Annotated in this window: 25 protein-coding genes; 9 read left to right on the top strand and 16 right to left on the bottom strand. The window is 62.2% G+C overall.

The genetic code is table 11. The annotated features are described in order from the left end of the window. Positions 1-8: 8 nt before the first annotated feature. The 7 genes from narI to H2510_RS07595 form a co-directional block, all read right to left on the bottom strand. Entirely contained in the window at positions 9-755 is a 747-nt protein-coding gene (gene narI / locus H2510_RS07625) for a respiratory nitrate reductase subunit gamma (RefSeq protein WP_186627733.1), read from the bottom strand. Then, positions 752-1,408 carry a nitrate reductase molybdenum cofactor assembly chaperone gene (narJ, locus tag H2510_RS07620; RefSeq protein WP_136171066.1) on the bottom strand — a complete coding sequence of 219 codons (657 nt, stop codon included), beginning with the start codon at positions 1,406-1,408 and terminating at the stop codon, positions 752-754. Before narJ ends, narI begins: the two co-directional genes overlap by 4 nt. Further along, entirely contained in the window at positions 1,405-3,060 is a 1,656-nt protein-coding gene (gene narH, locus H2510_RS07615; protein ID WP_186627732.1) for a nitrate reductase subunit beta, read from the bottom strand. Before narH ends, narJ begins: the two co-directional genes overlap by 4 nt. Then, complete coding sequence (locus tag H2510_RS07610; protein WP_186627731.1) at positions 3,060-6,764, bottom strand: nitrate reductase subunit alpha; 3,705 nt, start codon at positions 6,762-6,764, stop codon at positions 3,060-3,062. The genes narH and H2510_RS07610 overlap by 1 nt, the downstream gene beginning before the upstream one ends. Before the next feature lie 49 nt (positions 6,765-6,813). Further along, entirely contained in the window at positions 6,814-7,872 is a 1,059-nt protein-coding gene (locus H2510_RS07605; RefSeq protein WP_315901287.1) for a tellurite resistance/C4-dicarboxylate transporter family protein, read from the bottom strand. 215 nt (positions 7,873-8,087) lie between these two features. Next, positions 8,088-8,372 (bottom strand): putative quinol monooxygenase, encoded by a 285-nt coding sequence (locus H2510_RS07600; protein WP_186627730.1) that lies wholly within the window; start codon positions 8,370-8,372, stop codon positions 8,088-8,090. Positions 8,373-8,439: 67 nt separating this feature from the next. Beyond that, entirely contained in the window at positions 8,440-9,837 is a 1,398-nt protein-coding gene (locus H2510_RS07595; RefSeq protein ID WP_186627729.1) for a glucose-6-phosphate dehydrogenase (NADP(+)), read from the bottom strand. 50 nt (positions 9,838-9,887) lie between these two features. Between H2510_RS07595 and H2510_RS07590 the strand changes: the two genes are divergently transcribed. Then, positions 9,888-10,490 (top strand): hypothetical protein, encoded by a 603-nt coding sequence (locus tag H2510_RS07590; RefSeq protein ID WP_186627728.1) that lies wholly within the window; start codon positions 9,888-9,890, stop codon positions 10,488-10,490. Between the two features lie 4 nt (positions 10,491-10,494). On the opposite strand, the gene H2510_RS07585 is transcribed toward H2510_RS07590, so the two are convergent. After that, the gene (locus tag H2510_RS07585) at positions 10,495-11,067 is read right to left on the bottom strand and encodes an isochorismatase family protein (RefSeq protein WP_186627727.1); all 573 of its coding nucleotides are present in this window, start codon (positions 11,065-11,067) and stop codon (positions 10,495-10,497) included. Positions 11,068-11,148: 81 nt separating this feature from the next. Continuing rightward, complete coding sequence (locus tag H2510_RS07580; RefSeq protein WP_186627726.1) at positions 11,149-12,105, bottom strand: ROK family protein; 957 nt, start codon at positions 12,103-12,105, stop codon at positions 11,149-11,151. A 76-nt stretch (positions 12,106-12,181) separates the two neighbouring features. Between H2510_RS07580 and H2510_RS07575 the strand changes: the two genes are divergently transcribed. After that, positions 12,182-12,988, top strand: coding sequence for an MOSC N-terminal beta barrel domain-containing protein (locus H2510_RS07575; protein ID WP_315901286.1), 807 nt, complete (start codon positions 12,182-12,184; stop codon positions 12,986-12,988). On the opposite strand, the gene H2510_RS07570 is transcribed toward H2510_RS07575, so the two are convergent. The 4 genes from H2510_RS07570 to groL form a co-directional block, all read right to left on the bottom strand. Further along, entirely contained in the window at positions 12,948-13,838 is an 891-nt protein-coding gene (locus tag H2510_RS07570; protein ID WP_186628108.1) for an asparaginase, read from the bottom strand. The two genes, H2510_RS07575 and H2510_RS07570, sit on opposite strands and share 41 nt — an antisense overlap. Before the next feature lie 170 nt (positions 13,839-14,008). Next, positions 14,009-14,641, bottom strand: coding sequence for a hypothetical protein (locus tag H2510_RS07565; RefSeq protein WP_186627725.1), 633 nt, complete (start codon positions 14,639-14,641; stop codon positions 14,009-14,011). A gap of 108 nt (positions 14,642-14,749) precedes the next feature. Then, positions 14,750-15,706: a non-homologous end-joining DNA ligase gene (gene ligD, locus H2510_RS07560; RefSeq protein WP_186627724.1), complete on the bottom strand. Its 957-nt coding sequence runs from the start codon at positions 15,704-15,706 to the stop codon at positions 14,750-14,752. A gap of 115 nt (positions 15,707-15,821) precedes the next feature. Then, positions 15,822-17,447, bottom strand: a complete 1,626-nt coding sequence (groL, locus tag H2510_RS07555; protein ID WP_186628107.1) for a chaperonin GroEL — start codon at positions 17,445-17,447, stop codon at positions 15,822-15,824. 372 nt (positions 17,448-17,819) lie between these two features. On the opposite strand from groL, the gene H2510_RS07550 reads away from it, so the two are divergent. Continuing rightward, positions 17,820-18,167 carry a DoxX family protein gene (locus tag H2510_RS07550; protein WP_186627723.1) on the top strand — a complete coding sequence of 116 codons (348 nt, stop codon included), beginning with the start codon at positions 17,820-17,822 and terminating at the stop codon, positions 18,165-18,167. A gap of 23 nt (positions 18,168-18,190) precedes the next feature. Here H2510_RS07550 and H2510_RS07545 read toward each other — a convergent pair whose 3' ends face one another. Next, positions 18,191-18,865 (bottom strand): GPP34 family phosphoprotein, encoded by a 675-nt coding sequence (locus H2510_RS07545; RefSeq protein ID WP_186627722.1) that lies wholly within the window; start codon positions 18,863-18,865, stop codon positions 18,191-18,193. 433 nt (positions 18,866-19,298) lie between these two features. Between H2510_RS07545 and H2510_RS07540 the strand changes: the two genes are divergently transcribed. After that, complete coding sequence (locus tag H2510_RS07540) at positions 19,299-20,108, top strand: DUF1206 domain-containing protein (RefSeq protein WP_186627721.1); 810 nt, start codon at positions 19,299-19,301, stop codon at positions 20,106-20,108. Positions 20,109-20,129: 21 nt separating this feature from the next. Here H2510_RS07540 and H2510_RS07535 read toward each other — a convergent pair whose 3' ends face one another. Continuing rightward, the gene (locus H2510_RS07535) at positions 20,130-20,321 is read right to left on the bottom strand and encodes a helix-turn-helix transcriptional regulator (RefSeq protein ID WP_186627720.1); all 192 of its coding nucleotides are present in this window, start codon (positions 20,319-20,321) and stop codon (positions 20,130-20,132) included. Beyond that, on the bottom strand, positions 20,321-20,710 hold the full coding sequence (locus H2510_RS07530; RefSeq protein ID WP_186627719.1) for a hypothetical protein: 390 nt from the start codon (positions 20,708-20,710) through the stop codon (positions 20,321-20,323). Before H2510_RS07530 ends, H2510_RS07535 begins: the two co-directional genes overlap by 1 nt. Positions 20,711-20,937: 227 nt before the next feature. Between H2510_RS07530 and H2510_RS07525 the strand changes: the two genes are divergently transcribed. The 5 genes from H2510_RS07525 to H2510_RS07505 all read left to right on the top strand — a co-directional run bounded on the left by H2510_RS07525 (position 20,938) and on the right by H2510_RS07505 (position 25,561). Further along, entirely contained in the window at positions 20,938-21,393 is a 456-nt protein-coding gene (locus H2510_RS07525; RefSeq protein ID WP_186627718.1) for an SRPBCC family protein, read from the top strand. A gap of 75 nt (positions 21,394-21,468) precedes the next feature. Beyond that, positions 21,469-21,738 carry a GlsB/YeaQ/YmgE family stress response membrane protein gene (locus tag H2510_RS07520; RefSeq protein ID WP_136171049.1) on the top strand — a complete coding sequence of 90 codons (270 nt, stop codon included), beginning with the start codon at positions 21,469-21,471 and terminating at the stop codon, positions 21,736-21,738. 102 nt (positions 21,739-21,840) lie between these two features. Further along, on the top strand, positions 21,841-22,557 hold the full coding sequence (locus H2510_RS07515; RefSeq protein ID WP_186627717.1) for a phosphatidylserine decarboxylase: 717 nt from the start codon (positions 21,841-21,843) through the stop codon (positions 22,555-22,557). 11 nt (positions 22,558-22,568) lie between these two features. Further along, positions 22,569-23,426, top strand: coding sequence for a CDP-diacylglycerol--serine O-phosphatidyltransferase (pssA, locus tag H2510_RS07510; RefSeq protein ID WP_186627716.1), 858 nt, complete (start codon positions 22,569-22,571; stop codon positions 23,424-23,426). Beyond that, positions 23,423-25,561 carry an AAA family ATPase gene (locus H2510_RS07505; RefSeq protein ID WP_186627715.1) on the top strand — a complete coding sequence of 713 codons (2,139 nt, stop codon included), beginning with the start codon at positions 23,423-23,425 and terminating at the stop codon, positions 25,559-25,561. The genes pssA and H2510_RS07505 overlap by 4 nt, the downstream gene beginning before the upstream one ends. Positions 25,562-25,573: the final 12 nt, after the last annotated feature.

The raw sequence follows: 25,573 nt of genomic DNA, 5'->3' as shown, positions 1-25,573 counted from the left end.
TTCGACGCTCACCTTCGCCGAGGTATCGTGTCGACCTTGTCCCAGCCACGACGGCGTTCACGGGACCCTTCGTGCGCATCGCGGCTGCGGTAGATGATGTACGGCCGAAAGAAATATCCCAACGGGGCGGTGAATACGTGCACCAACCGGGTGAAAGGCCATACCGCGAAAAGACTGATGGCGGCCAGCGCATGGAATTGGAAACTGAACGGGGCATGCGCCATCAATTCGGGCTGCGGGTCGAAGAAGAAGATGCCACGGAACCAGACGGACACACCTTCGCGGTAGTTGTATTCTCCGACGACGCCGGACCCGGTGTTGACCAGACCGCCCAGGATCACGAGAGTAAGCATGAGATACATCAGCTTGTCCATCCTGGTCGTCGCCCCCAGAACAGCCTTGGTGAAGCGCCGACGATAAAGCAGACCTGCCAAGCCGACGAGGGTGAAGACACCGGCCACGATGCCCACCGTGACCGCCATGAAGTGGTAGATGCTCTCCGAAATCCCGACGGCCTCGGTCCAGCTCTCGGGAATGCCCAGGCCCATTACATGCCCGAGGAATACGGCAAGAATGCCGAAGTGGAACATCGGATTCGCCCAGCGCAGAATGCGGCTTTCGTACATCTGACTCGATCTGGAAGTCCAGCCGAACTTGTCGTAGCGATAGCGCCAGATGTGGCCGAGAACAAAAATGGTCAGGCATATGTAAGGGAAGATCAACCACAGGAACACATCCCGGACATTATCCATCATGCACCTCCAGGCATCGGTAACAAATCGGGCGAACCATAGGGATCGAGACCCACCTGCTCGTCTTCCGGCCCCTCGGCGATCAATCGTTCGACAGCTTCGTGATCCTTGCCTTTGAGCGGGGGCAAGGTGGCGCACACTGCCTCCATCGCCCCGCTCCACGGCGATTCGATGTCGCGTAGATGCAGGCGGAGCAACTCGAGGCCGGCTCGGTTGTCCAATATCATCTTCAGGCCGGCGCGCTGATCGGTCGTAGCGGCAAATTCCAATACGACACAGAGATGATCGGGTAGTTGATCCTCGGCAAGCATCAGCCCCGCCTTGGTGTAGACCTGCTTGATACGCAGCAGCGCGAGCCCCCGTTTTCGAGTCTCTCCGTTCGAAAAGTAGGTCAAGAACAGGCAACCGCGCCTGCGAGTGTCGAAGGTGTCGACGTAGTCGGTCTCGGACTCCGGTAGCGGCCGAGTGCGTAAGTGATCGATCGTTTCCTGCAGTCCCGTACCGAGTTTCGCTGGCAGGGTGGCAGCGACTCGGCCGAGAAGGTCGAGATGAGACATCAGGTGCGCGTCCGGGTAGTCCATCAGCATCGAGGCGGACTGCCACGTGCGGGTGAGTTCGTCGGTCGAGTATCTGAGTTTGGGCACGCGTGGGGTCATGACCGGTGCTCCGTCTCCGCAGACTCGGACGGTCCGGCAGCCTCGGGGAAAAGCCCATCGGGGGTGCCCTGCCCATTCCAGTCCATCAGGTTGATCCGCACACCCGCCGGGCGTCCCGGCCCGGCCGGTGTACCGACACCGGGATCGGCACCCATACCGGGGTCGCCACCGAACGAGCCGTCCATCCCGCCCATCCCGGGCCCACCCTCGACGTCGAGGGAACACTCGGTGGCGATGTTTTCGAGCTTGTGGGCGTCTTCGTAGTGGGCCGCCGGTACGACGTAGCGCTCGTCGTACTTTGCGATGGCGAGCAGACGGTACATGTCCATCATTTCCTGCCCGGTCATCCCGACGGACTCCGGGATGGATTCATCTACCTCCCAACCCATATTGATATCGCGCATGAACGAACGCATCGCGGCAAGCTTGCGAAGCACCTTGTCCACCGGAGCGGTATCCCCTGCCGTGAACAACCCGGCGAGATACTCGATGGGGATCCGCAGCGAGTCGATGGCAGCGAACAGGTTTCCCTTGCGTTCGGCGTCCTCACCGGTTTCGCGGACTGCGTCCACAACCGGAGACAGCGGCGGTATGTACCAGACCATCGGCATCGTCCGGAATTCCGGATGCAACGGAAGCGCGACCTTGTATTCGTTGATCAACGCCCAGATAGGTGAGCGTTGTGCACTTTCGATCCAGTCGTCGGGGATGTCGGCACGCTGCGCCTGTCGAACAACTTCCGGATCGTTCGGGTCGAGAAAGACGTCGCGTTGAGCTTGCAGCAGGTCGTGTTCGTCGGTCACCGAGGCCGCGTCGAGCACCCGGTCTGCGTCGTACAACATCAGTCCGAGGTACCGCAGCCGTCCCACGCAAGTTTCGGAACAGATTGTGGGCTGGCCGATCTCGATACGCGGGTAGCAGAAAGTACATTTCTCGACTTTGCCGGTCTTGTGGTTGAAGTACATCTTCTTGTACGGGCAGCCGCTGACGCATTGCCGCCAGCCACGGCAGCGATCCTGATCGACGAGGACGATGCCGTCCTCTACTCGCTTGTATATCGCCCCGGTGGGACACGACGCCACACAGGACGGGTTCAGGCAGTGTTCACAAATACGTGGCAGGTAGAACATGAATGCCTGCTCGTATTCGAATTTGATCTTGTTGCCGATCTGCTGGAGTATCGGATCGTTGTGCCCGTGCTCGACCGACCCGGCAAGGTCGTCGTCCCAGTTCGAGGACCAGGTGACTTTCGTATTCTCACCGGTCAGCAAGGATTTGGGCCGTGCTACCGGCATATGATCCTGAGCCGGGGCGGTGGTGAGGTTCTCGTAGTCGTAGGTCCACGGCTCGTAATAGTCGTTGATGCCGGGCAGGTTGGGGTTGGCGAAAATGGTGGCCAGGTTCTTCAGTCGACCGCCTGCCTTGAGCTTCAGCCGGCCGCGCTTGTCGAGTGTCCAGCCACCTTTCCACTTCTCCTGATCTTCGTAGGTTCGCGGATAACCTTGGCCGGGCCGCGTCTCCACATTGTTGAACCAGACGTGTTCGGCGCCGGAGCGATTGGTCCACACCTGCTTGCACGTGACCGAGCACGTGTGGCACCCGATGCACTTGTCCAAATTCATTACCATCGCCATCTGAGCCATTACTCGCATCAGTACTCCACCTCCTGATTACGACGGCGGATCACGGTGACTTCGTCGCGTTGATTGCCGGTAGGTCCCATGTAGTTGAAGGCGTACGTCTGTTGGGCGTATCCGCCGATCATGTGCGTGGGTTTGATCATGAGCCTGGTGAGCGAATTGTGATTACCGCCACGCTGGCCGGTCGTCTCGGAAATCGGTGTGTCGATGAGGCGGTCCTGCGAGTGATACATGAAGACAGTGCCTTCGGGCATCCGATGCGAGATGATGGCACGCGCGTCGACCACACCGTTGCGGTTGACGGCTTCGATCCACTCGTTGTCTCGCACACCGATCTTCTCCGCATCTTGCGGGCTCATCCAGATTCCTGGCCCGCCGCGAAACAGCGAGAGCATGAGCAAATTGTCTTGATACTCGGAATGAATCGACCACTTGTTGTGCGGCGTCAAGTATCGGACCGAGACCCCGTGGTCGGGCGTCGCTCCGATCTCGGGCTCGTCGAAGAGTGCGGTCATGTTCAGCGGTGGCCGGAAGGTGGGCAGCCCTTCTCCCAGCTCGGTCATCCAGTCGTGATCGAGGTAGAAGTGCTGACGACCGGTCAGCGTGTGCCACGGCTTTTCCCGTTCGACATTGATCGTGAACGGCGAGTATCTACGGCCACCGGTCTCGGATCCGGACCATTCGGGTGAGGTGATCACCGGAACCGGGCCGTGCTGGGTATCGGAGAACGTGATGCGCTTGCCCTCGTTTTCGGAGGCCAGGTCGTGCAGCATTCTGCCGGTGCGCTTTTCGAGTGTCTTGAAGCCCTGAGTGGCGAGCCTTCCATTGGTGGTGCCGGACAGGGCCAGGATCATCTCGCAGGCCTGGATGTCACGAAGAATGTCGGGACGGCCATCGGCCGGACCACCGCGCACGACACCGTTCTTCTCTTTGAGATCAGCGATCTCTCGGCTCAGATCGAAAGTGACTCCCTTGGTGGTCGCACCCAAGGTGTCCAGCAACGGCCCGACGGCGCGCATCTTGTCACCGATCGCCGTGTAGTCCCGCTCGACTTCGATAATTTTCGGCATCGTGACACCGGGCTCCGGTTCGCATTCTCCGTACTTCCAGTCCCGGACCTTCCCATGCGGTACTGCCATCGCATCCGGGGTGTCGTGGGTCAGAGGTGCGGCAACCACATCGGTCTGCGTACCGAGGTGACGCACCGCGAGCTTGCTGAATACCTGGGAAATCTGTTGCCACGCATCCCAATCGGTACGCGACTGCCACGGCGGGGAGATCGCGGGATTGAACGAGTTGACGAACGGATGCATATCCGTCGTCGACAGGTCGTGTTTTTCGTACCAGGTCGCAGCCGGCAGCACGATGTCCGACAAAAGCGTCGAACTCGTCATCCGGAAATCGAGGGTCGTCAGAAGGTCGAGCTTGCCGATGGGAGCCTCGTCATGCCAGCGAACGTCCTGCGGTCGGAAGCGCTGCGCAGTCTCCTGGGCGCTGACGGTGTGTGACGTGCCGAGGAGGTGATTGAGAAAGTACTCGTTTCCCTTCGCCGAGGATCCGAACAGATTCGACCGCCACAACGATAGAACCCGCGGAAAGTTCTCCGGTGCATCAGGATCCTCGGCCGCGAAATTCAGCCGCCCGGCCTTGAGCTCCTCGACGACATAGTCCTTGGCCGACTGCCCCTTCTGCTTGGCCTGAGCACCGATCACCAAAGGATTTCGATCGAACGTGGGATAGGACGGCATCCAGCCCAGACGCGCGGACTGTGCGATCACGTCGGCAGTCGTCTTGCCCGCCAGTTGGCCTTTGCCGGTCTGCGCTGTCAGCGTGTCGGCACCGAATTGGTCGTAGCGGAACTGGTCGGTATGCAGGTACCAGTAGGCGGTCTGCACCATGTTTCGAGGCGGCCGTACCCAGTCCAGGGCATTGGCCAACTGGTTGTACCCGGTCAGCGGACGGACCTTTTCCTGGCCGACGTAATGCGCCCAACCGCCACCGTTCACGCCCTGGCATCCCGTGATCGTCGTCATCGTCAGAAAGGTCCGATAGATGGTGTCGGAATGGAACCAATGATTGGTGCCCGCACCCATCAGAATCATCGACCGGCCCTTGGAGTCCTCGGCGTTCTGGGCGAACTCACGGCCGATACGTTCGGCAGCGTCCGCCGAGACTCCGGTGATCGCGGCTTGCCACGCGGGCGTGTAGGGGGATTCTGCGTCGTCGTAACCGCTGGGCCAGCTCCCGGGTAGCCCGGGTCTACCGACGCCGTACTGGGCGAGCATCAGGTCGAAGACCGTGGTGACGAGTCTCCCTGCGACGCGTCGTACTGGTACGCCGCGTCGAATCACGCCGACATTGCCCTGGCCGGCATCGAAGCGCGGCATATCGATCGGGACGTACTGATCCGCACTGTCGATCAGAGACAGTGTCGGATCGATGTCGCCGAGATCGAGGTTCCACTTGCCCTCACCGGTTTCACCGTAGCGATGGCCCAGCGTGCCAGGGGGCACGACGAGTTGGTTGGTTCTGGCGTCGACCATGACCGTCTTGAACTCGGAGTTCTCCTGCTCACTCGCTATCTCGTCGGTGAGGTCCGATGCGGTCAAGAACTTTCCGGCGGTATATGTGACCTCGCCGTCCGGATCGTGTGTTTCGTCGAGAGTGACGAGAAACGGCAGATCCGTGAATTTCTTGACGTAACCGGTGAAGTAGGGAGTCTGCCGGTCGACGTGGAACTCTTTGAGGATCACGTGACCCATGGCCATCGCCAGAGCGCCATCGGTACCAGGCTCGGCAGGGAGCCACTCGTCGGCGAACTTGGTGCTGTCGGCGAAGTCCGGTGAGACGACGATGACTTTCTGTCCGCGGTAGCGGGCTTCGATCATCCAGTGCGCGTCCGGTGTCCGAGTGACCGGCACATTGGTACCCCAGATGATCAGGTAGCTCGAATCCCACCAGTCCCCGGATTCGGGGACGTCCGTTTGATCCCCGAACATCTGCGGGGAAGCGACCGGCATGTCCGCGTACCAGTCGTAGAAGCTCAGCATCGATCCCCCGATGAGGTTCACGAAGCGGGCACCGGAAGCGTGCGAGACCATCGACATCGCGGGAATGGGAGAAAACCCGGCGACACGGTCGGGACCCCATTTCCGGATCGTGTGCACGTGCGCTGCCGCCACTATCTCGATGGCCTCGTCCCACGTGGCACGCACCAAGCCGCCCTTGCCTCGCGCGCGCTTGTAGCGCGCGGCGCGCTCAGGATCCTCGGTCACGTCGGCCCAGGCAAGTACTGGATCCTCCAACCGGGACTTCGCTTCCCGGTACATCTCGAGCAGTACCCCACGAATGTAGGGATACCGGGTTCGCGTCGGCGAGTAGGTGTACCAGGAGAAGGATGCACCGCGAGGACACCCGCGCGGCTCGTACTCGGGCTTGTCCGGCCCGGCAGTCGGATAGTCGACGGCCTGGGTCTCCCACGTGATGATGCCGTCTTTGACGTAGACGTTCCAGGAGCACGATCCGGTGCAATTCACCCCGTGGGTCGACCGGACCACTTTGTCGTGACTCCAACGATCCCGGTAGAAAGAATCGCCCGAACGCCCGCCGATCGCGAGCAGCGTCCGCCCATCGGCAGACACAGGCTGGTTGCTCCGAAAGAAGCGACGAGTCTTGATCAAAGCATCTGTCAATCCACTGTTCATGGTGGCGCTCATAAAAGTCCTCCCGAGAATTGGAGTAGCGACGCAAGTAGAGCCGAAATCGTCAGGGGTGAACCACCAATCGGTCGACGAGATGCCAGATCATCGCCACGAAAACGATCGACCACGCACCCAACGCAACCCAGGACACCACGTCGCCGACAACTTCCATCATGGGTAAGTCATCCGCCTGACCCAGGTAGTGCGAGGCGACGCCGTACATCCCGAGCGGGAAGATGATGCTCCACAGAGTCGCGTCGTAGACCAACGGAACTCGATTGCTGACGTGCCGCCACCACGCCGCGGCGAACAGTACAGGAATGAGCCAAGTACCGAAGGCCCAGAACATCACCGCAGTGCCACTGATGAGGCCGCGGGTGGCGTCGACCATCGGAGCATCGGCCATTTGCACGATGCGGGCACCTGCGAGGACGGTAATCGCGGTCGCGCCCATCGCAACCCAGTAGACCGGAGTGAGGTCGACCGGGTTCAGCGGATACAGCAACAGCCTCGCCGCGACCAGAATCGCGACGCCCGCATAGAGAAAGGCGCCGACAGACCAGGAGAACACGGCCACCAGTGCGAGTTCGTTCCTACCGGTTGTGACCACAGGTTCGAGGGCAGCAGCGAGTACGGCAACGGATTGACAGGCAACCACCCAGATGAACCAGGTACCGTTCGCGCCCGTGAGTGCTGGGCGAATCGACGGATTCAGTATCGCCGTCGAGGGCACCACGTAACCGAGCACGAACCAACTCAGCGCCCCGAGTGCCAGGAACCCCAGCGCCACGGTGTGCGCTCCCCCGGCCGCGAAGCGGGTGCCCAGGACGTCGGTGGCGGCGACGAAGGTGAAGAATCCGAATCCGCGTCGCGGGTCGGTGAAGTCCGCGCGCAGCAGTGACCCGAAGCGCAGCAACCGCCAGCAAGTCAGCACCACCAGGACGACCCAGGCGAAAACTCCGATCACGAACAGTGCAGCAGAGATGAACGGCTGGTCGTTGTTCTTCATCGCGACGGAGATGATCCCGGTGGCCATGACCAGCGCGAAGTAACCCGGGTTGAGAGTCGAGACGGCGCCTCGAACAGCGGTGACAGTCTTCCCGTCGCCACTACGCACCGTCACGACGTGCTATCGATTCGCCGGTCCATGTCGCCACGAGATGCTCGCTGTGCCATTCGGAATCCTCACCTATGACATGCCAGTCACTGCACTGGCGTTGCACCGTGCACGCTACGCCGGATACACCCGAATTCGGTGCGCAACGCCGACCGACTATGCGGGACTTCATATCTGAAGCACAGTTTTGCCACCCGCCTTACCGAAGCGACACGCCGGATCTACCGCTGAGGCCGCTCGGACGCGTCGAATTCGCGGACGTCGGCGTCGAGGATCGCGGCCTGCTGTTCGGAATCGGGACCGGATTCACGAAAGGCGTGCAGCTGCGCTTCGTCGGCCCAACGCTCGTACACGTTGATCCGTCGCGCGTCGAACAGGTCCGCAGCGATCGCGAAGTCCTCGCATCCTTCGGACTCTCGCGCGAGCCGAACCACCTCGACACAACTTTGCAGATACGAGTCTCGCTCGTTCGGGTCCACAGTCAGATAACCAGCAACAATGATCATGGGCCTGAGACCTCGACGAAGCGCAAAACTCATCGCCCCGTCGAACCCGGCACGGCCGACCACTGAGTCAGTGCACCAACCACCCGCACGGCGCCGCGAGGTCCGCAGATCCCTCCGGACCCATCGACCCCTCCGCGTACGGCTTCACCTCGGGTGGATCGTTCAACAGCGGTGCCGCCACTTCCCAGACGTGTGCGAGCCCGTCGGGCCGGGTGAACAACGAACGATCACCGTTGAGCACGTCGAGAATCAGGCGTGAGTACGGCGACAGTGGGTCGGCGTTGGGAACGGACGGCAACGGCAGAGACAGATGCCCGACGGACAGATCGAATTCCGGTCCCGGCTCCTTCACCGTCATCGCCATATCGATCGAACCGCTGCCGGACAAGTCGAAGGACAGCACCGCCCCGTCGTCCGGGAGATCGGTCAGCGGGCTGTTCTCCGGCTTCCGGAACACCAGCGACACGCGCTGAGCACTGACCCCCAACATCTTTCCGGTTCGAAGCAAGAACGGCACGCCGCGCCAGCGATCGGTGTCGACCCACAGCTTGGCGGCGACGAACGTATCCACGGTCGAGTCGTCCGCGACACCCTCGACGTCGCGATATCCGTCGTACTGACCGAGTACGACCTCGGCCGTGTCGATCGGCCGGAAGCAGCCGATGACCGTTTCTCGGGCGGATTGCAGATCGTCGGCGGCCAACGACGCAGGAGGCTCCATCGCGATCTCGGCAGCGACCTGAAAGAGGTGAGTCACCAACATGTCGAGCACGGCCCCGGTGCTGTCGTAGAACTCGGCTCGATCGTCGATGTTCAGAGTCTCGGGGACATCGATCTGCACCTGAGCCACGTGTTCGGCGTTCCAGATGCCGTCGATCATTCCGTTCGCGAACCGCAGGACATGCAGGTTCTGGGTCGCCTCCTTGCCGAGGAAATGGTCGATTCGGTAGACCTGCTTCTCGTCGAGAACCTCGTGCACGACCTTGTCGAGCTCCTCGAAAGCCTGCTGCGACGTGCCGAACGGCTTCTCGTACACCACCCGTGCACCGGCGGCGAGATCGTGCGCACCGAGGGCCTTGGTGTAGTCCTGAAACGTGTTCGGCGGCAGTGCGATGTAGTGCACCAACTGCGCGTCCTCGCCCACCTCGTCTTTGGCCGACGCCACCACCTCCGGTAGCGCACCCGGGTCTTCGACGGTGAATCCGTTACCTGCGAATCGGATCCGTTTCGCGAACTCGTCCCAGTCCTTGTTGCCGAGTTCGGAGCCGTAATCCTTCAACGCACCGTGGACGTGGTCGCGGAACTCGTCGTCGGAGGTGTCGTGACGACCGTTGCCGATGAGCAGCCACTTCTCCGGCAGCAGTCCCTCGACATGGAGTTGATAGAACGAGGGCAGGACCATGCGCTTCGCGAGGTCACCGGTCGCACCGAACAGGACGAATATCGTTGGTTGCAGAGACGCCATGGGTTCCATCATGCCCGCACCGATCGTGCGGTGTGGTTAAAGTCGATCTGGTGACACGATCGAGATTCCACGGCGAGATCTACGGGATGGGCACATCCTCGGGCACACGCATCGTCGTCGGCAACTGGACGCGGTCTCCGCTCGGTACCTTCACCGACGTCATGGTCGAGTTCGAGAACGGCCACCGCCTACTCTTGGCCCCTGATGACGCAGTACGTGAATTCGTTTCGGCGACATACACATTCGACGAGACAGTTCTCACGTCGGTGACCTTCGAGCGCCTACCGGACGGATCGAGGAAAGTGCAGGCAGGTCGATTGGACCTGCAAATCCACACCGGCCGAATCACACCGCTCGGCGTGCTGCTGAAGCTCGTCCCCACAGCCATCTCGACCGCCCCGTGGTTCTGCACACTGACCGACCCCATCGCCCGAGTGGCGCTCCGCGGCGTACGGACCCGCGGCAGTGCCGGCGGTGGGCGTCGCGAGTACTACGGAGCTCACACCCAATACCGCGTCACCGCAGTCGAGGCGTCGTGGGACGGAAAGACCCTCGGCTCACTGACCCGCGTCACGCCACCGGTCCGATTCGGATTCGGTTCCACACCCCAGGCCCCGAGCGTCACCTACATAACCACCACCATCGACGACTGACTCGTCAGACCAGCACTGCACCCGCGGCGACGAGCTCGGTCAGCGCCTTCTCCGAAGACTCGGGAGCAACGCCGGCGATCAGATCGGTGAGAATACGTACCTTCAGCCCGAGAGCGATCGCGTCGAGAGCCGAAGCTCGCACGCAGTAGTCGGTAGCCAGTCCGACGACGTCGAGATCGGTCACCTCGTTGACTCGCAGCACCTCCGCCAGAGTGACGCCCTCGTCGGTGATGCCTTCGAACGCCGAGTACGACGGCTTCCCCTGGCCCTTGTAGACGTGCACGTCCACCGATCCGGTGACGAACTCACCGTGGTACTCCGACCCGACCGTGTCCGCGACGCAGTGCATGGGCCACGTGTCGACGAAGTTGGGCGCCTCATCGGTCGCGAAGTGGCCACCGTTGTCGCCGACAGCATCGTGCCAGTCACGCGAGGCAACGATGACGTCGTACTCGTCGCCCTTCTTCGCCAACAACTCACTGACCTTGCGCGCTACTTCACCGCCACCGTCGATGCCCAGGGCGCCGCCCTCGGTGAAATCGTTCTGTACATCCACTACCAACAAAGCACGAGTCATGCGTCCAAACTAACCCGTCACACCCCGCATGCTCGGAGCCGCATTCTTCGGCGGTGAAGCAAAGGTCGACTCGAGTTTCGATCAGCCGGTGACCACGGCTGCTCGGGCGAGTACTGCGGCGCCTACGACCCCCGCATCATCTTCCAACTCGGACACGACGAACTGTAGGTCGGGGCTCGGTTGCAGCATCCATGGTCTGGTCGCCTTGTACAGCTTGTCGGCGAGATCCTGCCCGAGCTTTTCGGCCAGCCCACCACCTACGACGACCCGATCCAGATCGAGCAGGTTGATGGTGGAGCCGACCGCAACACCCAGGGTCTCGATCGCCGTGTCGAACAGTGTCGTTGCAAGTGTGTCTTCTTCTTCGAGGGCGCGGGCCCAGACTTTGGATGTCAACTTCGTCTTGCCCTCGTCGTCGCGGATCGTGAACAAAGATGTCTTCCTACCTGCATCGACCATCGTCGTTGCTACGCCACGCATCGATCGTCGTCCCGCATAGGCCTCGGCGCATCCCCTGCGCCCACACGTGCAGAGTGCACCACCGGCAGCGACGATGACATGTCCGATTTCTCCGGCTGCTCCTCGCGTTCCGACGTAGGGCCGACCATCCAGGATGAGGCCGCCGCCGACCCCCGTTCCCATCCAGAGACCGAGGACGTTCCGACCGCCTCGGGCTGCTCCTGCTGTCCATTCACCCAGCAGACCCACGTTGGCGTCGTTCCCCAAGGTGACCGGAACTCCGAGTTCGTCAGAGAGTGGCCCGATCAGGTCGACATCTTCGGTCCAACCGACCAGGTTGGGCACGGTGAGAGCGCGTCCTTCGTGCACGACTCCTGGAATCCCGACTCCGACAGCGATGGGGTCGGCGTCGAGGGAACCTACGAGTTCGATGATGACCTTCAGGACATCTTCGGGTCCACCTTCAGGAGTAGCAGCTTTCGCCCGGCAAAGTACGTGATGACGTTCGTCGACGGCACCGACTTCGATGTTGGTTCCGCCTACATCGACTCCGACGACAACCGACGCTGTTTCGCTCATGTCCCGATCGTCCCACCGATCATCGGCAACGGGGCAGCTTTACCGGCAGTCGAACCCGTGGCAGTAGTCTTCGGTCGTGGATCGAAAGTCGCTGACAGACAACGGCAGTGTCGCCGACATAATCTGCTACCCGGTCAAGGGATGCGCGGGCCTGTCTCTCCGCACCGCGTCGATGTTGTTCCGGGGACTCGAACACGATCGCGAGTTCATGATCGTGGGCGCGAACGGATCGTTCCGCAGTCAACGCAGCGACCCTGTCCTCGCCGTCGTCCATCCCTCTATCGTCGACGACGTCCTCACCCTCTCGCACGACGATTTCGGATCGATCACCGTCGAGGTGAATCGGCATTCGCAGCTACGAGATGTCACGATGTTCGACGAACCGTTTCAGGGCATCGACCAAGGCGACGACGTTGCACGCTGGCTCGGTGAGATCCTCGGCGAGGAGTGTCGACTGGTCAGGATCACCTCGACTGCCCCCAGCTTCGCGGACAGTACCGCAGTCCACATCCTGTCCGATGCGTCGATGCGCGGCCTCAACGCCCGGCTCGACGCACCGATTCCGTTCGATCGGTTCCGGCCCAACATCGTCGTCACCGGTTGGGCGGATGCGCACCGGGAGGACCTGGTACGCCTGGCCTCCGTCGGCACCTGCGAACTCGCGTTCGACAAGATTGCCATCCGGTGCGCCGTCACGACCGTCGAGCAAACAACCGGCATCCGCTCCGGCCCCGAACCACTGCGCACTCTTGCCGCCTACCGCCGCGGCCCCACCAAAGGCGTCGTCTTCGGCGCGAAGTTCTCGGTGAACACCGTCGGCCGGCTGTCGGTCGGGGACGAGTTCACCGTTCTCGCGGAGGAGTCTCCGGGTCTCGACCACTAGCTATCTGCACGGCGAGCAGAATTCGCGCCTGACCCGCTCGCAGCGGTGAGAACACTGCGCCGGCATCGACGAGGTCCGCACCGCCACCTCCGCCGCCGTAGCTCGGTTCGACAGAGCCGAGCGGAACCCTCGTCGTAACGACGACAGGGATCCCTGCGGCCGTGGCACGCTTCACCGCCGCCACGACCATGCTGTTCGCGTTCCCCGAACCGAGTGCCTGCAGCACGAGCCCCTGACTTCCTGCGCCGAGGTACGCATCGATGGCGACCGCATCCACACCTGGGTACAGCGCAACGATGTCGACTCTGGTGTTCGAAATTTTCCGACGGTCGAAGACGGAGCGTTCCTGCGCCGATCCGAAAAATGCGTCCAGGTCTGATGTATGCCATTTCATCAAGCCGCGCGCAGGCAACGTTCTGCCACCGAAGGAAACGAGGACTCCCCTTCCCCTGCTACTCGGGTTCCGCACTGCTTCGATCGCTGCCGTGACGTTGTAGGGCCCATCGGGCTCGCTGTGATCCGATGTCCGCTGCGCACCGGTGAACACCACCGGCCTCGGATCATCGTGGAACAGGTCTACGAGAAGTGCCGTCTCCTCCATGGTGTCCGTACCGTGCAGAACCACGACGCCGACGCAGTCCGGATCGGTCAGCGCATTCGCGACAGCGTCGGCAACGGCGTCCATGTCGGCGAAGTCGAACGCCGAACTGTCCTTGGACAAGACCTCACGAACCTCGACGTCGGCGGCCAACGCGAACCCGAGCGGATCACTGCCCGGACGGCTGATGCCGTTCTCGTCACGGCTACTGGCAATGGTTCCGCCAGTGGTCAGCAGGGCGATGTGAGACACAGAAGTCATACCTCTCGTTCGGCTGCAGAGTGCGAATCCTGTTGCAGCACAAAACCATTCATTGACAGCCCACGCACTGATGATGCCGAGCGCCGCCAAGCGACGTGTGCACCTGGACGCAGTTCGGGGCGCAGTGGAGTCCTCGCGTCGCTGATACCAGCCCTCTGTCGTCAGAAGGTTACGTTGATGTCGCGCGAGAAGGTGAAACCACCCTGGGTCCCCCAGCAGGTGACTCCGGTGGCTGCGTCGGACGAACACACCACACCCACCGTGGCAAGCACCTGACCATACTCGAGAACACGGGGCTCGTTGGACGTGTAGATACCCTGGGTCGTACAAATATGTTGCGCGCCGCCGTCGTTGACGCGCACCGCGAACTTGTCGTTCTCGGCGTTGGTGCATGTCCTACCCGACGCTGGATTGACACTGGTTCTGGCTTGACAGCCCACCTGGCCTGCAGGTGAACCACCGGCCCAGATGCTGCACTGAATATTGCCCGTCGGCGTCGTGAAGCCGAACCGACTCGGATCGGAGGCAAACAGCGTCGGGTCGACATTTCCCGAGTCCAGGCTCGGCCGTGTGGGGGTCGTCGGCTTCAGGTCCGATACCTCCGTGGGAGGTATGCCCGGAACAATGGCGATCGACTGAGATGGCTCTGGTTCTGTTCCGACGGTGGAGGTCTGGTCGACGACCGACGACGCGGGCCCAGTACTCTCCGGCTCTCCTCCCGAGCAGGCACCGACTGTCAGGAGCGCAGCCGATAGAACTCCGATGAGCATGACGTATTTCCGAGCGACGGTCATTGGTACTCCTGGTTCCGAGTCGGCTCCCCACCGACTCGGCTGTCACTGTATCTGCTCGGTTCACCGAGTCATCGAATTGTTCCAAGCAACGATGTCGACTCGGTTCGGCTATTCGTCCGGTTCCTTCAATCCCTGCCGCTCGTCGCGTTCGGCCCATTCCAAGAGCGGGTCGATGGAGAACACGGCGTCGTCGATGCCCTCGTGCAGGTCGCCCAGTTCGGCGAACCTCGCCGGGACGGTGAACATCGTGAATGCGTGTGGATCGACATCGACCACCTCGTCCCAGGAAATTGGCGTCGAGACAGTTGCTTTCGGGTTTCCTCGTACCGAGTAGGCGCTCGCGATCGTGTGGTCGCGGGCATTCTGGTTGTAGTCGACGAAGAGCTTCTGCGGGTCACGGTCCTTACGCCACCAGGTAGTAGTCACGTCCTCGGGTGCCCGGCGCTCGACTTCACGCGCGAAAGCCAGTGCGGCCCTTCGAACATCCTTGAAACCCCAGTCCGGCTGAATCCGTACGTAGACGTGAAGGCCATGTCCACCAGAGGTTTTCGGCCAGCCGACGGCTCCGAGGTCTTCCAAAACCTCGCGCACGACGCCTGCTACGCGTCGAACTCGGTCGAACGGGCAGTCCGGCATCGGGTCGAGGTCGATACGCCACTCGTCGGGACTCTCGACATCCGCCCGCCGCGAGTTCCACGGATGGAACTCGACCGTCGACATCTGGACTGCCCAGGCCACATGCGCCAATTCCGTTACGCACAGCTCGTCGGCCGTCCGGTTGTAGCGCGGAAATTTCACGCGTACGGTCTCGAGCCACGGAGGTGCGCCGTTGGGCACTCGCTTCTGGTGGACCTTGTCCCCTGCGAGGCCACTCGGAAAGCGGTGCATCATGCAGGGGCGTTCACGCAGCGCGCGAACGATCCCATCTCCGACGCTCAGGTAATAGTTCACCAAGTCGAGTTTGGTCGCTCCGCTCTCGGGAAAATACACCCGATCGGGGTTCGAGATGCGCACCGTGCGTTCCCCCACCTCGAGTTCGATCGCCGGTGATGCTGCGCGGGCCATCTCGAAAGCCTAGGTGCAGCTCCGCCGCATCGCTGCAGATTCTTGCGTGCACACGAAAAAGCCCGACCCCACGAGGGAGTCGGGCTTTTTCAGCGGTGAAGCGGGGGGAACGGACTCAGAAGTCCATGCCGCCCATGCCACCGGTCGGATCGCCAGCGGGCGCTCCGGCCTTTTCGGGCTTGTCGGCTACGACGGCCTCGGTGGTGAGGAACAGAGCCGCGATGGACGCTGCGTTCTGCAGTGCCGAGCGGGTGACCTTGACCGGGTCGTTGATGCCTGCAGCGAGCAGGTCCTCGTACTCGTTGGTCGCGGCGTTGAGGCCGTGACCTGCGGGCAAGTTGCGGACCTTCTCAGCGACGACGCCAGGCTCGAGGCCGGCGTTGAACGCGATCTGCTTCAGCGGTGCTTCGAGGGCGACGCGAACGATGTTCACGCCGGTTGCCTCGTCGCCGTCCAGCTTGAGGGTATCGAGTGCGGGCGCAGCCTGCAGCAGCGCGACGCCACCGCCGGCAACGATGCCCTCTTCGACAGCAGCCTTGGCGTTACGCACAGCATCTTCGATGCGGTGCTTGCGCTCCTTGAGCTCGACCTCGGTTGCTGCTCCGGCCTTGATGACTGCAACGCCGCCGGCCAGCTTGGCCAGACGTTCCTGCAGCTTCTCGCGGTCGTAGTCGGAATCGGAGTTCTCGATCTCGGCACGGATCTGGCTGACGCGACCGGCGATAGCGTCGGAATCGCCCGAGCCCTCGACGATGGTGGTCTCGTCCTTGGTGATGACGACCTTGCGTGCCTGGCCGAGCAGTTCGAGTCCAGCGGTCTCCAAGGAGAGGCCGACCTCTTCGCTGATGACCTCGCCACCGGTGAGGATGGCGATGTCGGCGAGCTGCGCCTTACGACGGTCACCGAATCCGGGAGCCTTGACGGCAACGGACTTGAAGGTGCCACGGATCTTGTTCACCACGAGAGTGGAGAGAGCTTCGCCCTCGACGTCCTCGGCGATGATGACGAGCGGCTTGCCGGACTGGATAACCTTCTCCAGCAGGGGCAGCAGGTCCTTGACGGTGCTGATCTTGGAGCTGACGAGCAAGATGTACGCGTCTTCGAGGACGGCTTCCTGACGCTCTGCATCAGTGGCGAAGTACGCCGAGATGTAGCCCTTGTCGAAGCGCATGCCCTCGGTGAGCTCGAGCTGCAGGCCGAAGGTGTTGGACTCCTCGACCGTGATGACGCCTTCTTTGCCGACCTTGTCCATTGCCTCGGCGATGAGCTCGCCGATGGCTGGGTCGCCCGCGGAGATACCAGCGGTAGCAGCGATCTGCTCCTTGGTGTCGATCTCCTTGGCGGAAGCGAGCAGCGACTCGGTGACGGCTGCAACAGCCTTCTCGATGCCGCGCTTGAGGCCGAGCGGGTTGGCGCCGGCTGCGACGTTACGCAGGCCTTCGCGGACCAGAGCCTGGGCGAGAACGGTGGCGGTGGTGGTGCCGTCGCCTGCGACGTCGTCAGTCTTCTTGGCGACCTCCTTGACGAGCTCGGCACCGATCTTCTCGTAGGGATCTTCGAGCTCGATCTCCTTGGCGATGGAGACACCATCGTTGGTGATCGTGGGAGCTCCCCACTTCTTTTCGAGCACGACGTTGCGACCCTTGGGTCCCAACGTCACCTTTACTGTGTCAGCGAGGGCGTTGAGGCCTCGCTCGAGGCCACGGCGTGCCTCTTCGTCGAACGCGATGATCTTGGCCATTACGAAGTGATCCTCCGGATTGGGGGTGACACATTTCTGGCCGAGTTGGGTGCCCGCGACGGACGACCAGGGGTGTCCTTGATCCCCAGCCTCACCGTGTCCCGACCTGGCACTCACGTATCGAGAGTGCCAACTGCATTTCTAGCACTCGACCATGGCGAGTGCAAGGTCGACGGGCACGACAGGGTCGATCTGCTGGCCCGACTTGCTCAACGTTCGCTCAGAGCGCAGCCAAGACGCACCCGCCGCGCGTGGACGCGGGACAGAAACTCATGCTCGCAACTCTCCCCCGACCGCCGTTGTCGACCCTATTCTTGTTCTCGACAACGGACGCCCGGTGAGAGATCGGGCGACACAATAGATTGGGCACCGATGTTCATCGCAACAGTCGCAGTATCGATTTTCCTCGCTGTATCGCTGACCTTCTCCGCCGTCGGAAAGTTGACCAAGAACCCAAAGGTCATCCCCATCATGGAACAGGTCGGCGTGCCTGCCGACAAGATCCCCTGGCTTGCCTACATCGAAATCCTCGGCGCGATCGGCCTGATCGTCGGCTTGTTCGTCTGGCCCATCGGGGTCGCCGCTGCAGTCGGAGTGATCTTGTACTTCGTGGGCGCAGTCATCGCTCACCTCCGAGTGAAGGACAACGGTTTCGGTCCCGCTGCATTCCTCGCCGCTGTCGCCATTGCTGCGCTGGTTCTACGCCTGCTGTCCGTGTGAGCAGTCGGTCGCCGTCAGGCCCATCACGATCCGGACGAAACGATGATGGGGACCATGACGGCGGCCATGACCGCGACATTGACATCCTCCACTGCTTTTCGGACCGCTGAACTGGCCCAATCGCCCTCGGCAATCTCCTTGGCGCGCTTTTTTGCTGCCTTCTTGTCCACTCCTGGCAACACCTTGGGGATGGCATCGATGGCCGACACCAGCGAAATCAACGCCGAAATCTCAGGGGCCGGTGTCGTGCCGTCGACGATCGCGCTACCGATCCCCTGACGCGCCCAATTCTTGCGAGTTACCTCGCTCGCCGGCCAGGACACCGTAGGGAAGAGCCCGAGCACTTTGTCGTGACGTTCGAGAACCAAGCCCTGCTGGGCGAGCCTGGACCCCACTTCCTTGTTCAAGTTCCTCTGAAGTTTCTCGATCACCCGCTGCGGCTTCAGCCGACCGTTTCGCTCGCCGATCAAGGCATACGCACGTGCGAGGAGTGGATCGGACGGCGCTGAGCCCGTCACCTCGAGCCGCCCCGCCTTGAAGGACTCGTCCTTCGACGTGACGCGAATGCAACCCTCGACAGCCAATTCCAGAATGACGGCGCCGGCCAGCACCCGTGGAAATTTGGTGCTGTCGACGATCGGCTTACCGGTGACGTCGTCCACCAGTAGCAGGAACAGGTCCTCGGCGATCAATGTCATAGGCCGAGGTTACCGGCTACGTATGGATCAGTAGGTCCGGTCTTGTTCCCTGCAGCACGTCTGCCAAGTGGGCGCTCCGGCAAGTCGGTGCGAAGGCCTTCGGGCCAGAGATCAGATCTGCCCGCGTCTTATCAAGTCGATTTCCCGTGGCGTCAGCAGCCGTTCCAACTGCTCACTCGGCCACTTGCGGGGTCGCCCACTCATCCGGGCCGACTCGAGTAGTGGCACATCCGCGCTTGTACGTCGCAACATCGAATGAAGGTTCACGATCGATCACTCCGTCGAACTGATTTGGCTGATTCCTCGTTTGTTCTATCGCCAGTGTTCGCCCCTTGTTACCAGTTGTGGGTGAGGCGCGCTGAGGCGTTTCGGATCCGTCGTCCATGGGTAAGGTCCAGCCGAACGGTAAGCCACAATCGATCGGGGCCATAAGTTGAGTAAGACCGGGGATTCATCTGCATCCGACGTCGTCGAGTCGGTGCAGAACAACGGCGCATTCGAGAAGGCCGCACGCGCCGGCCATTTCGTCAGCGGCGTGCTCCATATTCTCATCGGCTACATCGCCATCAGGTTGGCGTTCGGGCAAGGTGGAAACGCAGATCAATCCGGTGCGCTCGCCGAGCTCGGCGAGAAGCCCGGCGGATCCATCGCTCTGTGGGTTGCCTTCGTCGCCTTCGTGGCACTGGCTCTGTGGCGGGTCGTCGAAGCCATCGTCGGTAAGAAGTCCGACGACGATTCCGGCAGCGTGATGGACCGCTTGAAAGCCGCATCGCTCGCCGTTGTGTACATCGCCTTCGCATGGACGACCTTCGGGTTCGCCAGCGGATCCGGCAAGTCGAGTGGCAAGCAGAACGCATCCATGACGTCGGAATTGATGGGTAACGGCTTCGGCAAGTTCGTTCTCGTCGTCGTCGGACTCGTCATCATCGGCGTCGGCGGCTACCACGTCTACAAGGGCGTATCCAAGAACTTCCTCGACGACCTGGAGGGCTACACCGGCAAGACCGTCGAGCGTCTCGGGATCGTGGGTTACTGCGCTAAGGGCATCGCCCTGATCGGCGCCGGAGCGCTCGTCATAGCTGCTGTCTTCACCTCGGATCCGAGCAAGGCGACAGGCATGGACGGTGCGCTGAAGACTCTCGGCCAACAGCCTTTCGGTCAGGTGTTGCTGATCGTGGCAGGCGTGGGCATCGCGCTGTACGGGCTGTACGCCTTCGTGCTCGCACGGTACGCACGAATGTGATGCTCTGACCTTCGGGACTTTTCACTCGTCGACGAAGAGCTCGTCCACTGTCGTGTCGAAGAATCGCGCAATCCGAAACGCCAACGAAAGACGTGGGTCGAAGTGACCCTTCTCGATCGAGATGACGGTTTGCCTGGTTACTCCGAGTGCATCCGCGCATTGCTGCTGCGAGAGCCCTGCCGCCGTGCGCAGATCCCGAAGCGCAGTTCGCATCAGACTGCCCTACGTTGCACTGTCCAGAATCGAATTGCGAAGTCTGCCATGGAAAGTACAACGAACAGCACCAGTGGGACCTGCTCGACATCCAATACCGAAGCGACCGACACGGCCAGTCCCATCGCGATCAGCACATCCAAGAACGCACCGGACGATGCTCGGAGCATCCATTCGTGTTCCACCGTGTCCTCTGGGTGTTCGGGCGCCTCGGGTGCGCCTCCCGGAAGCAACACCCACAGGGCACCGACCGATATCGGCGCGATAGCTGCAAAGAACACGATCCCGGCGACCGTTTCGCCACGCAAGGATGCGGCCACCACCCCGACGATGACTGCCAGCGCAGAGCCGACAACCACCGCGATACTTCGACGCGCCACTGCGTTCACCGAACCTCCTGATGTCTGATTTGTTTGACATCAGAATGCTGGCCGGCACGCGGAATGTCAAACTTATCCGACATCTCACGTCCGATGGAAATGGCCTTCTCGCTCCTCCTTCATCCAGCGGGATCCGCCGCGGGTAGCCGAATCGGAACAGCATGCCCACACCCCGGTATACGATCCTGCCCAACTGCGTGTGACGCCCGGTTGCACTCATCATCACGGAGGTATGTGTGAGCAAGACTCTCGAAGCCACGATCGACATCGACGCCAACCCTGAGCAGGTATGGAAAATAGTCTCCGACCTGAAGCGGATGGGCGAGTGGAGTCCGCAGTGCAAGCTCATGAAGGTCTTCGGCGGAGATGTTCGACGCGGCACCACCACCTTCAATATCAACCGCAAGGGCCTCCTCGTCTGGCCTACCAGGTCGAAGGTCGTCGAGTTCGAACCGAACAAGAAGATCGCCTTCCGCGTCCTGGACAACAAGACGATCTGGTCTTATTCACTGACCCCGAACGGGACCGGCACCTCGGTCGTCGAAAAGCGCGAGGCGCCGAGTGGCACCACCGCGATTTCGTCGTTCCTGGTCAAGAACGTGCTCGGCGGTAGCGATCAATTCGACGTCGAATTGGTCGACGGCATGAACAAGACCCTCCAGCGCATCAAAGCGGAAACCGAAAAGGGCTGAAATGTTTGGTTGGTGATTCGCCTGGGAATGCTGGGTGAGCACTATCCATGGCTAATTAGTAAGAGGGGGCACCAAATGTTGGGCCTAGGAATAATCGGCTGGATCATCATCGGCGGTCTCGCCGGATGGATCGGCAGCAAGCTCATGAAGACCGACGCCTCGATGGGCATCATCTTGAACATCGTCGTCGGAATCATCGGCGGACTTCTCGGTGGCTGGCTACTGAAGGTATTTGGAGTCGACGTCGAAGGCGGCGGACTCATCTTCAGCTTCATCACCTGCCTGCTGGGCGCAGTCATCCTCTTGTTCCTCGTCAAGTTGGTCATGGGCCGTAGCAAGGTCTGATCGACTCACACTTACCGGCTGCCGGGGCTTCCACGTACTGTGTGAGGCCCCGGCAGTCGTCTGTGCCGAGGCCTTGGTATACCGACAGTCATAAGGAGCGAAGTGGCACGCCGTCCCACCCCGATCGGTCAACCTCCCCGAACTGGGGTCGCGCACGTCATCGACCTGGTCCGAGAAACAGTCCCGCCTCTGCACCCGGCAGGGCTTCCGTTCGTTGCAGGCCCCCTTGCAGTGGCCGTCCTCGGCCGTAAGTACAAGTGGGTGCGTCTGGCCGGCCTCACTGCAGCCGGCGCTTGCGCCACATTCTTCCGGCATCCGAGCCGCGTTCCACCGAACCGCCCCGGTGTCGTCGTCGCTCCGGCGGACGGGCTGGTGACACTTGTCGATACAGCAGTGCCCCCTTCCGAACTCAGTCTCGGTAACGATCCGGTGCCGCGCGTGAGCATCTTCCTTTCCGTCCTGGACGTACACGTGCAGCGGGTTCCGGTCGGCGGCGAGGTGCTCGAGGTCGTGCACCGCAGCGGACAGTTCAAATCCGCCGATCTGGCCGAAGCAAGCGAGGTCAACGAGCGAAACAGCATGCATATTCGTACCGCTGCGGGCCAGGACATCGCAGTCGTGCAGATCGCCGGACTCATCGCTAGGCGCATCATCAACAATGCCAAGATCGGCGACAAGCTCACCATCGGTGACACCTACGGTTTGATCCGATTCGGCTCACGGGTGGACACCTATTTCCCGCTGGGCACCAAGCTGCTCGTAGAGCGTGGACAACGCGCAGTCGGCGCCGAAACTGTGCTCGCCGAGCTTTCCCAGTAAGGGTCCGGGCGATGATCACCAGACGCTCACGGCCACCTGCCGCCGTCAGACTTCTGCCGTCTATCGTGACAATTCTCGCGCTGTGCGCAGGTCTGTCTGCGGTCAAATTCGCACTGAGCGATCAGCTGGGCGTTGCACTTGCCATGATCGGAGCGGCAGCGGTCCTCGACGCCCTGGACGGACGCATCGCGCGTCTCCTCGACGCGACGAGCAAGATCGGTGCCGAACTGGACTCACTGGCCGACGCGATCTCGTTCGGCGTTGCGCCCGCGCTCGTGTTGTACGTGACGCTGCTCGACGGCAGTAGCTTCGGCTGGATCGTCGCACTGACCTACGCAGTGGCCATGGTTCTGCGTCTCGCTCGTTTCAATACCCTGCTGGACAACGACACCCCGACCTACGCCGCGGAGTACTTCACCGGTGTCCCTGCTCCGGCGGGGGCGCTCATTGTGCTGGTGCCGATTGCCGCATTCGAAGAGTGGGGCGACGGCTGGTGGGCGTCGTTCTACTTCGTCATCGGATGGACACTGTTCACTGCGACCCTTGCTGTGAGCCGAATTCCCACGCTTGCGCTCAAGTCAGTGTCGGTGCCTCCGCGGATGGCCGCGGCACTCCTGATCATGGTGGCGCTGACCGCTGCCGCACTGATCACCTATCCGTTGATCCTGTTGATGGTGCTCGTGTTGGTGTACCTCGCGCACATCCCGTTCGCTATTCGGTCGCAAAGATGGGTTGCCGCGCGGCCGTACACGTGGGATGCCAAGCCGTCCGAGCGCCGGGCCGAGCGACGGGCGATTCGACGCGCGCCCAACCCCGCGCGTAAGTCCGCCGCCCGCCTGGGTCTTCGCCGGCCGCGGGGCCCGAGGTGAGTGCCCCCGAACTGGTCCTGACCGCCCGCCTGAACACTTCTGCAGCCGATGCCCGCCGCGGCGTGGTGCGACTGCACCCCGAGGTGCTCGCGGCACTCGGCATTCGGGAGTGGGACGCAGTGGCACTCATCGGTTCTCGTCGGACCGCAGCGGTTGCGGGACGGGCACCGGACGGCACCCCGCAGGGCACGGCTTTGCTCGACGACGTCACGCTGTCCAACACCGGAATCAAAGAGGATGGTTCGGTAGCCATCGCCCCGGTGACCGTCTATGGGGCGAAGTCCGTTCGACTCTCCGGGTCAGCTCTCGCCGCGGGGTCGATCTCCGATACCACCCTCCGCCAAGCACTGCTGGGCAAGATTGTGACCGTCGGCGACACGGTGTCACTGCTCCCCCGCGACCTAGGACCGGGAACCAGTTCCAGCGCTGCCACGCAAGCACTCTCGCGCACCTTCGGTGTTGCATGGACTACCGAACTTCTGACGGTCTCCGCCGTCGAACCATCCGGAGGGCCGGTGAGCGTTCAACCCAACTCCGCCGTCGGATGGGGGCAGGGCCGACCACCGACGGTCCCCGAGGTGATCCCGGCGATTCCGCCCGCCGAACTCGTGGGAGTGTCGGTCCACCAGGCGAAGTTGCTCGAATGGCTTCGCCTCGCTCTCGACGAGTCCGAGTTGCTCGCCAAGCTGGGTGCGTCGCCGCACCTCGGAGTTCTGGTGACCGGTCCGGCAGGCGTCGGGAAGGCGACTCTGGCACGCGCCGTACTCTCCGGACGTACTGTTGCCGAACTCGACGGTCCTTCGATCGGCGCCCTGGAGGCATCCGACCGAGTGGATGCGGTCGCTGCTGCCATCGACAGCCTGGCAGGCAAAGGTGTACTGCTGGTCACCGATATCGACGCTCTCCTGCCCTCGCTCCCCGAGCCTGCGTCGACGCTGATCCTCGATCATCTGCGGCGGACCGTCGCCACCGAGGGGATTGCGTTCGTCGCCACTACGGCTCATCCTGAAAGCACGGACAGTCGAGTGCGCGCCCAGGATGTGTGCGACCGCCAGTTGACTCTGACCCTTCCGGACAGCGCGGGCCGCAAGGCGCTGCTGGAGCATCTACTCCGCAAAGTCCCGACAGACACCCTCGAACTGAATGAAATAGCCTCACGGACACCAGGTTTCGTGGTCGGCGATCTAGCAGCACTGGTGCGCGAGGCCGCACTGCGTGCAGCGTCTCGGGCCAGCGACAACAAGAGCGACCCCGTCATCGTGCAATCCGATCTCCTCGCCGCACTCGATGTGATCAGACCGCTGTCACGTTCGGGCACAGAGGAACTCGCGATCGGCACCATCACCCTGGACGACGTCGGGGACATGGTGGAGACCAAACAGGCGCTGACCGAAGCGGTGCTGTGGCCGTTACAGCATCCCGATTCTTTTGCGCGGCTTGGCATCGATCCCCCACGCGGAGTATTGCTCTACGGGCCACCCGGGTGCGGCAAGACCTTCCTCGTGCGCGCGCTGGCCAGCTCCGGTCAACTCAGCGTCCACGCAGTCAAGGGCGCCGAGCTGATGGACAAGTGGGTCGGATCCTCGGAAAAGGCTGTGCGCGAGCTGTTTCAGCGCGCCCGAGACTCCGCCCCGTCGTTGATCTTCTTGGACGAGGTCGACGCGTTGGCGCCTCGACGCGGTCAGGGTTCGGACTCGGGCGTCGGCGATCGCGTCGTGGCTGCGTTGCTGACCGAGCTGGACGGCGTCGAGCCGCTGCGAGATGTGGTGGTGCTGGGTGCCACCAACCGGCCCGATCTGATCGATCCGGCCCTGCTTCGTCCAGGTCGCCTCGAGCGCCTGGTCTTCGTGCCGCCGCCGGATGCCGATGCCCGCAAGGACATCCTGAAGGCGTCGGGAAAGTCGGTTCCGCTGGCTGCCGACGTCGATCTCGACGCGCTGGCGGAGGGGCTCGACGGTTACTCGGCTGCGGACTGCGCGGCACTCCTGCGCGAAGCAGCGTTGACTGCGATGCGTCGGTCGATGGATGCCGCCGACGTCACTGCCGCCGACGTCGAGGCTGCCCGAAAGACGGTGCGCCCCTCACTCGATGCAGCACAAGTTGCGCATTTGAAGGCCTACAGCGCTACGCGCTAGCGGGATGGCCAT

The sequence above is a fragment of the Rhodococcus sp. BP22 genome (assembly GCF_014281965.1).
In the GTDB taxonomy this organism is placed as follows: Bacteria; Actinomycetota; Actinomycetes; order Mycobacteriales; family Mycobacteriaceae; genus Rhodococcoides.
This window is presented reverse-complemented; position numbering and strand designations above follow the sequence as displayed.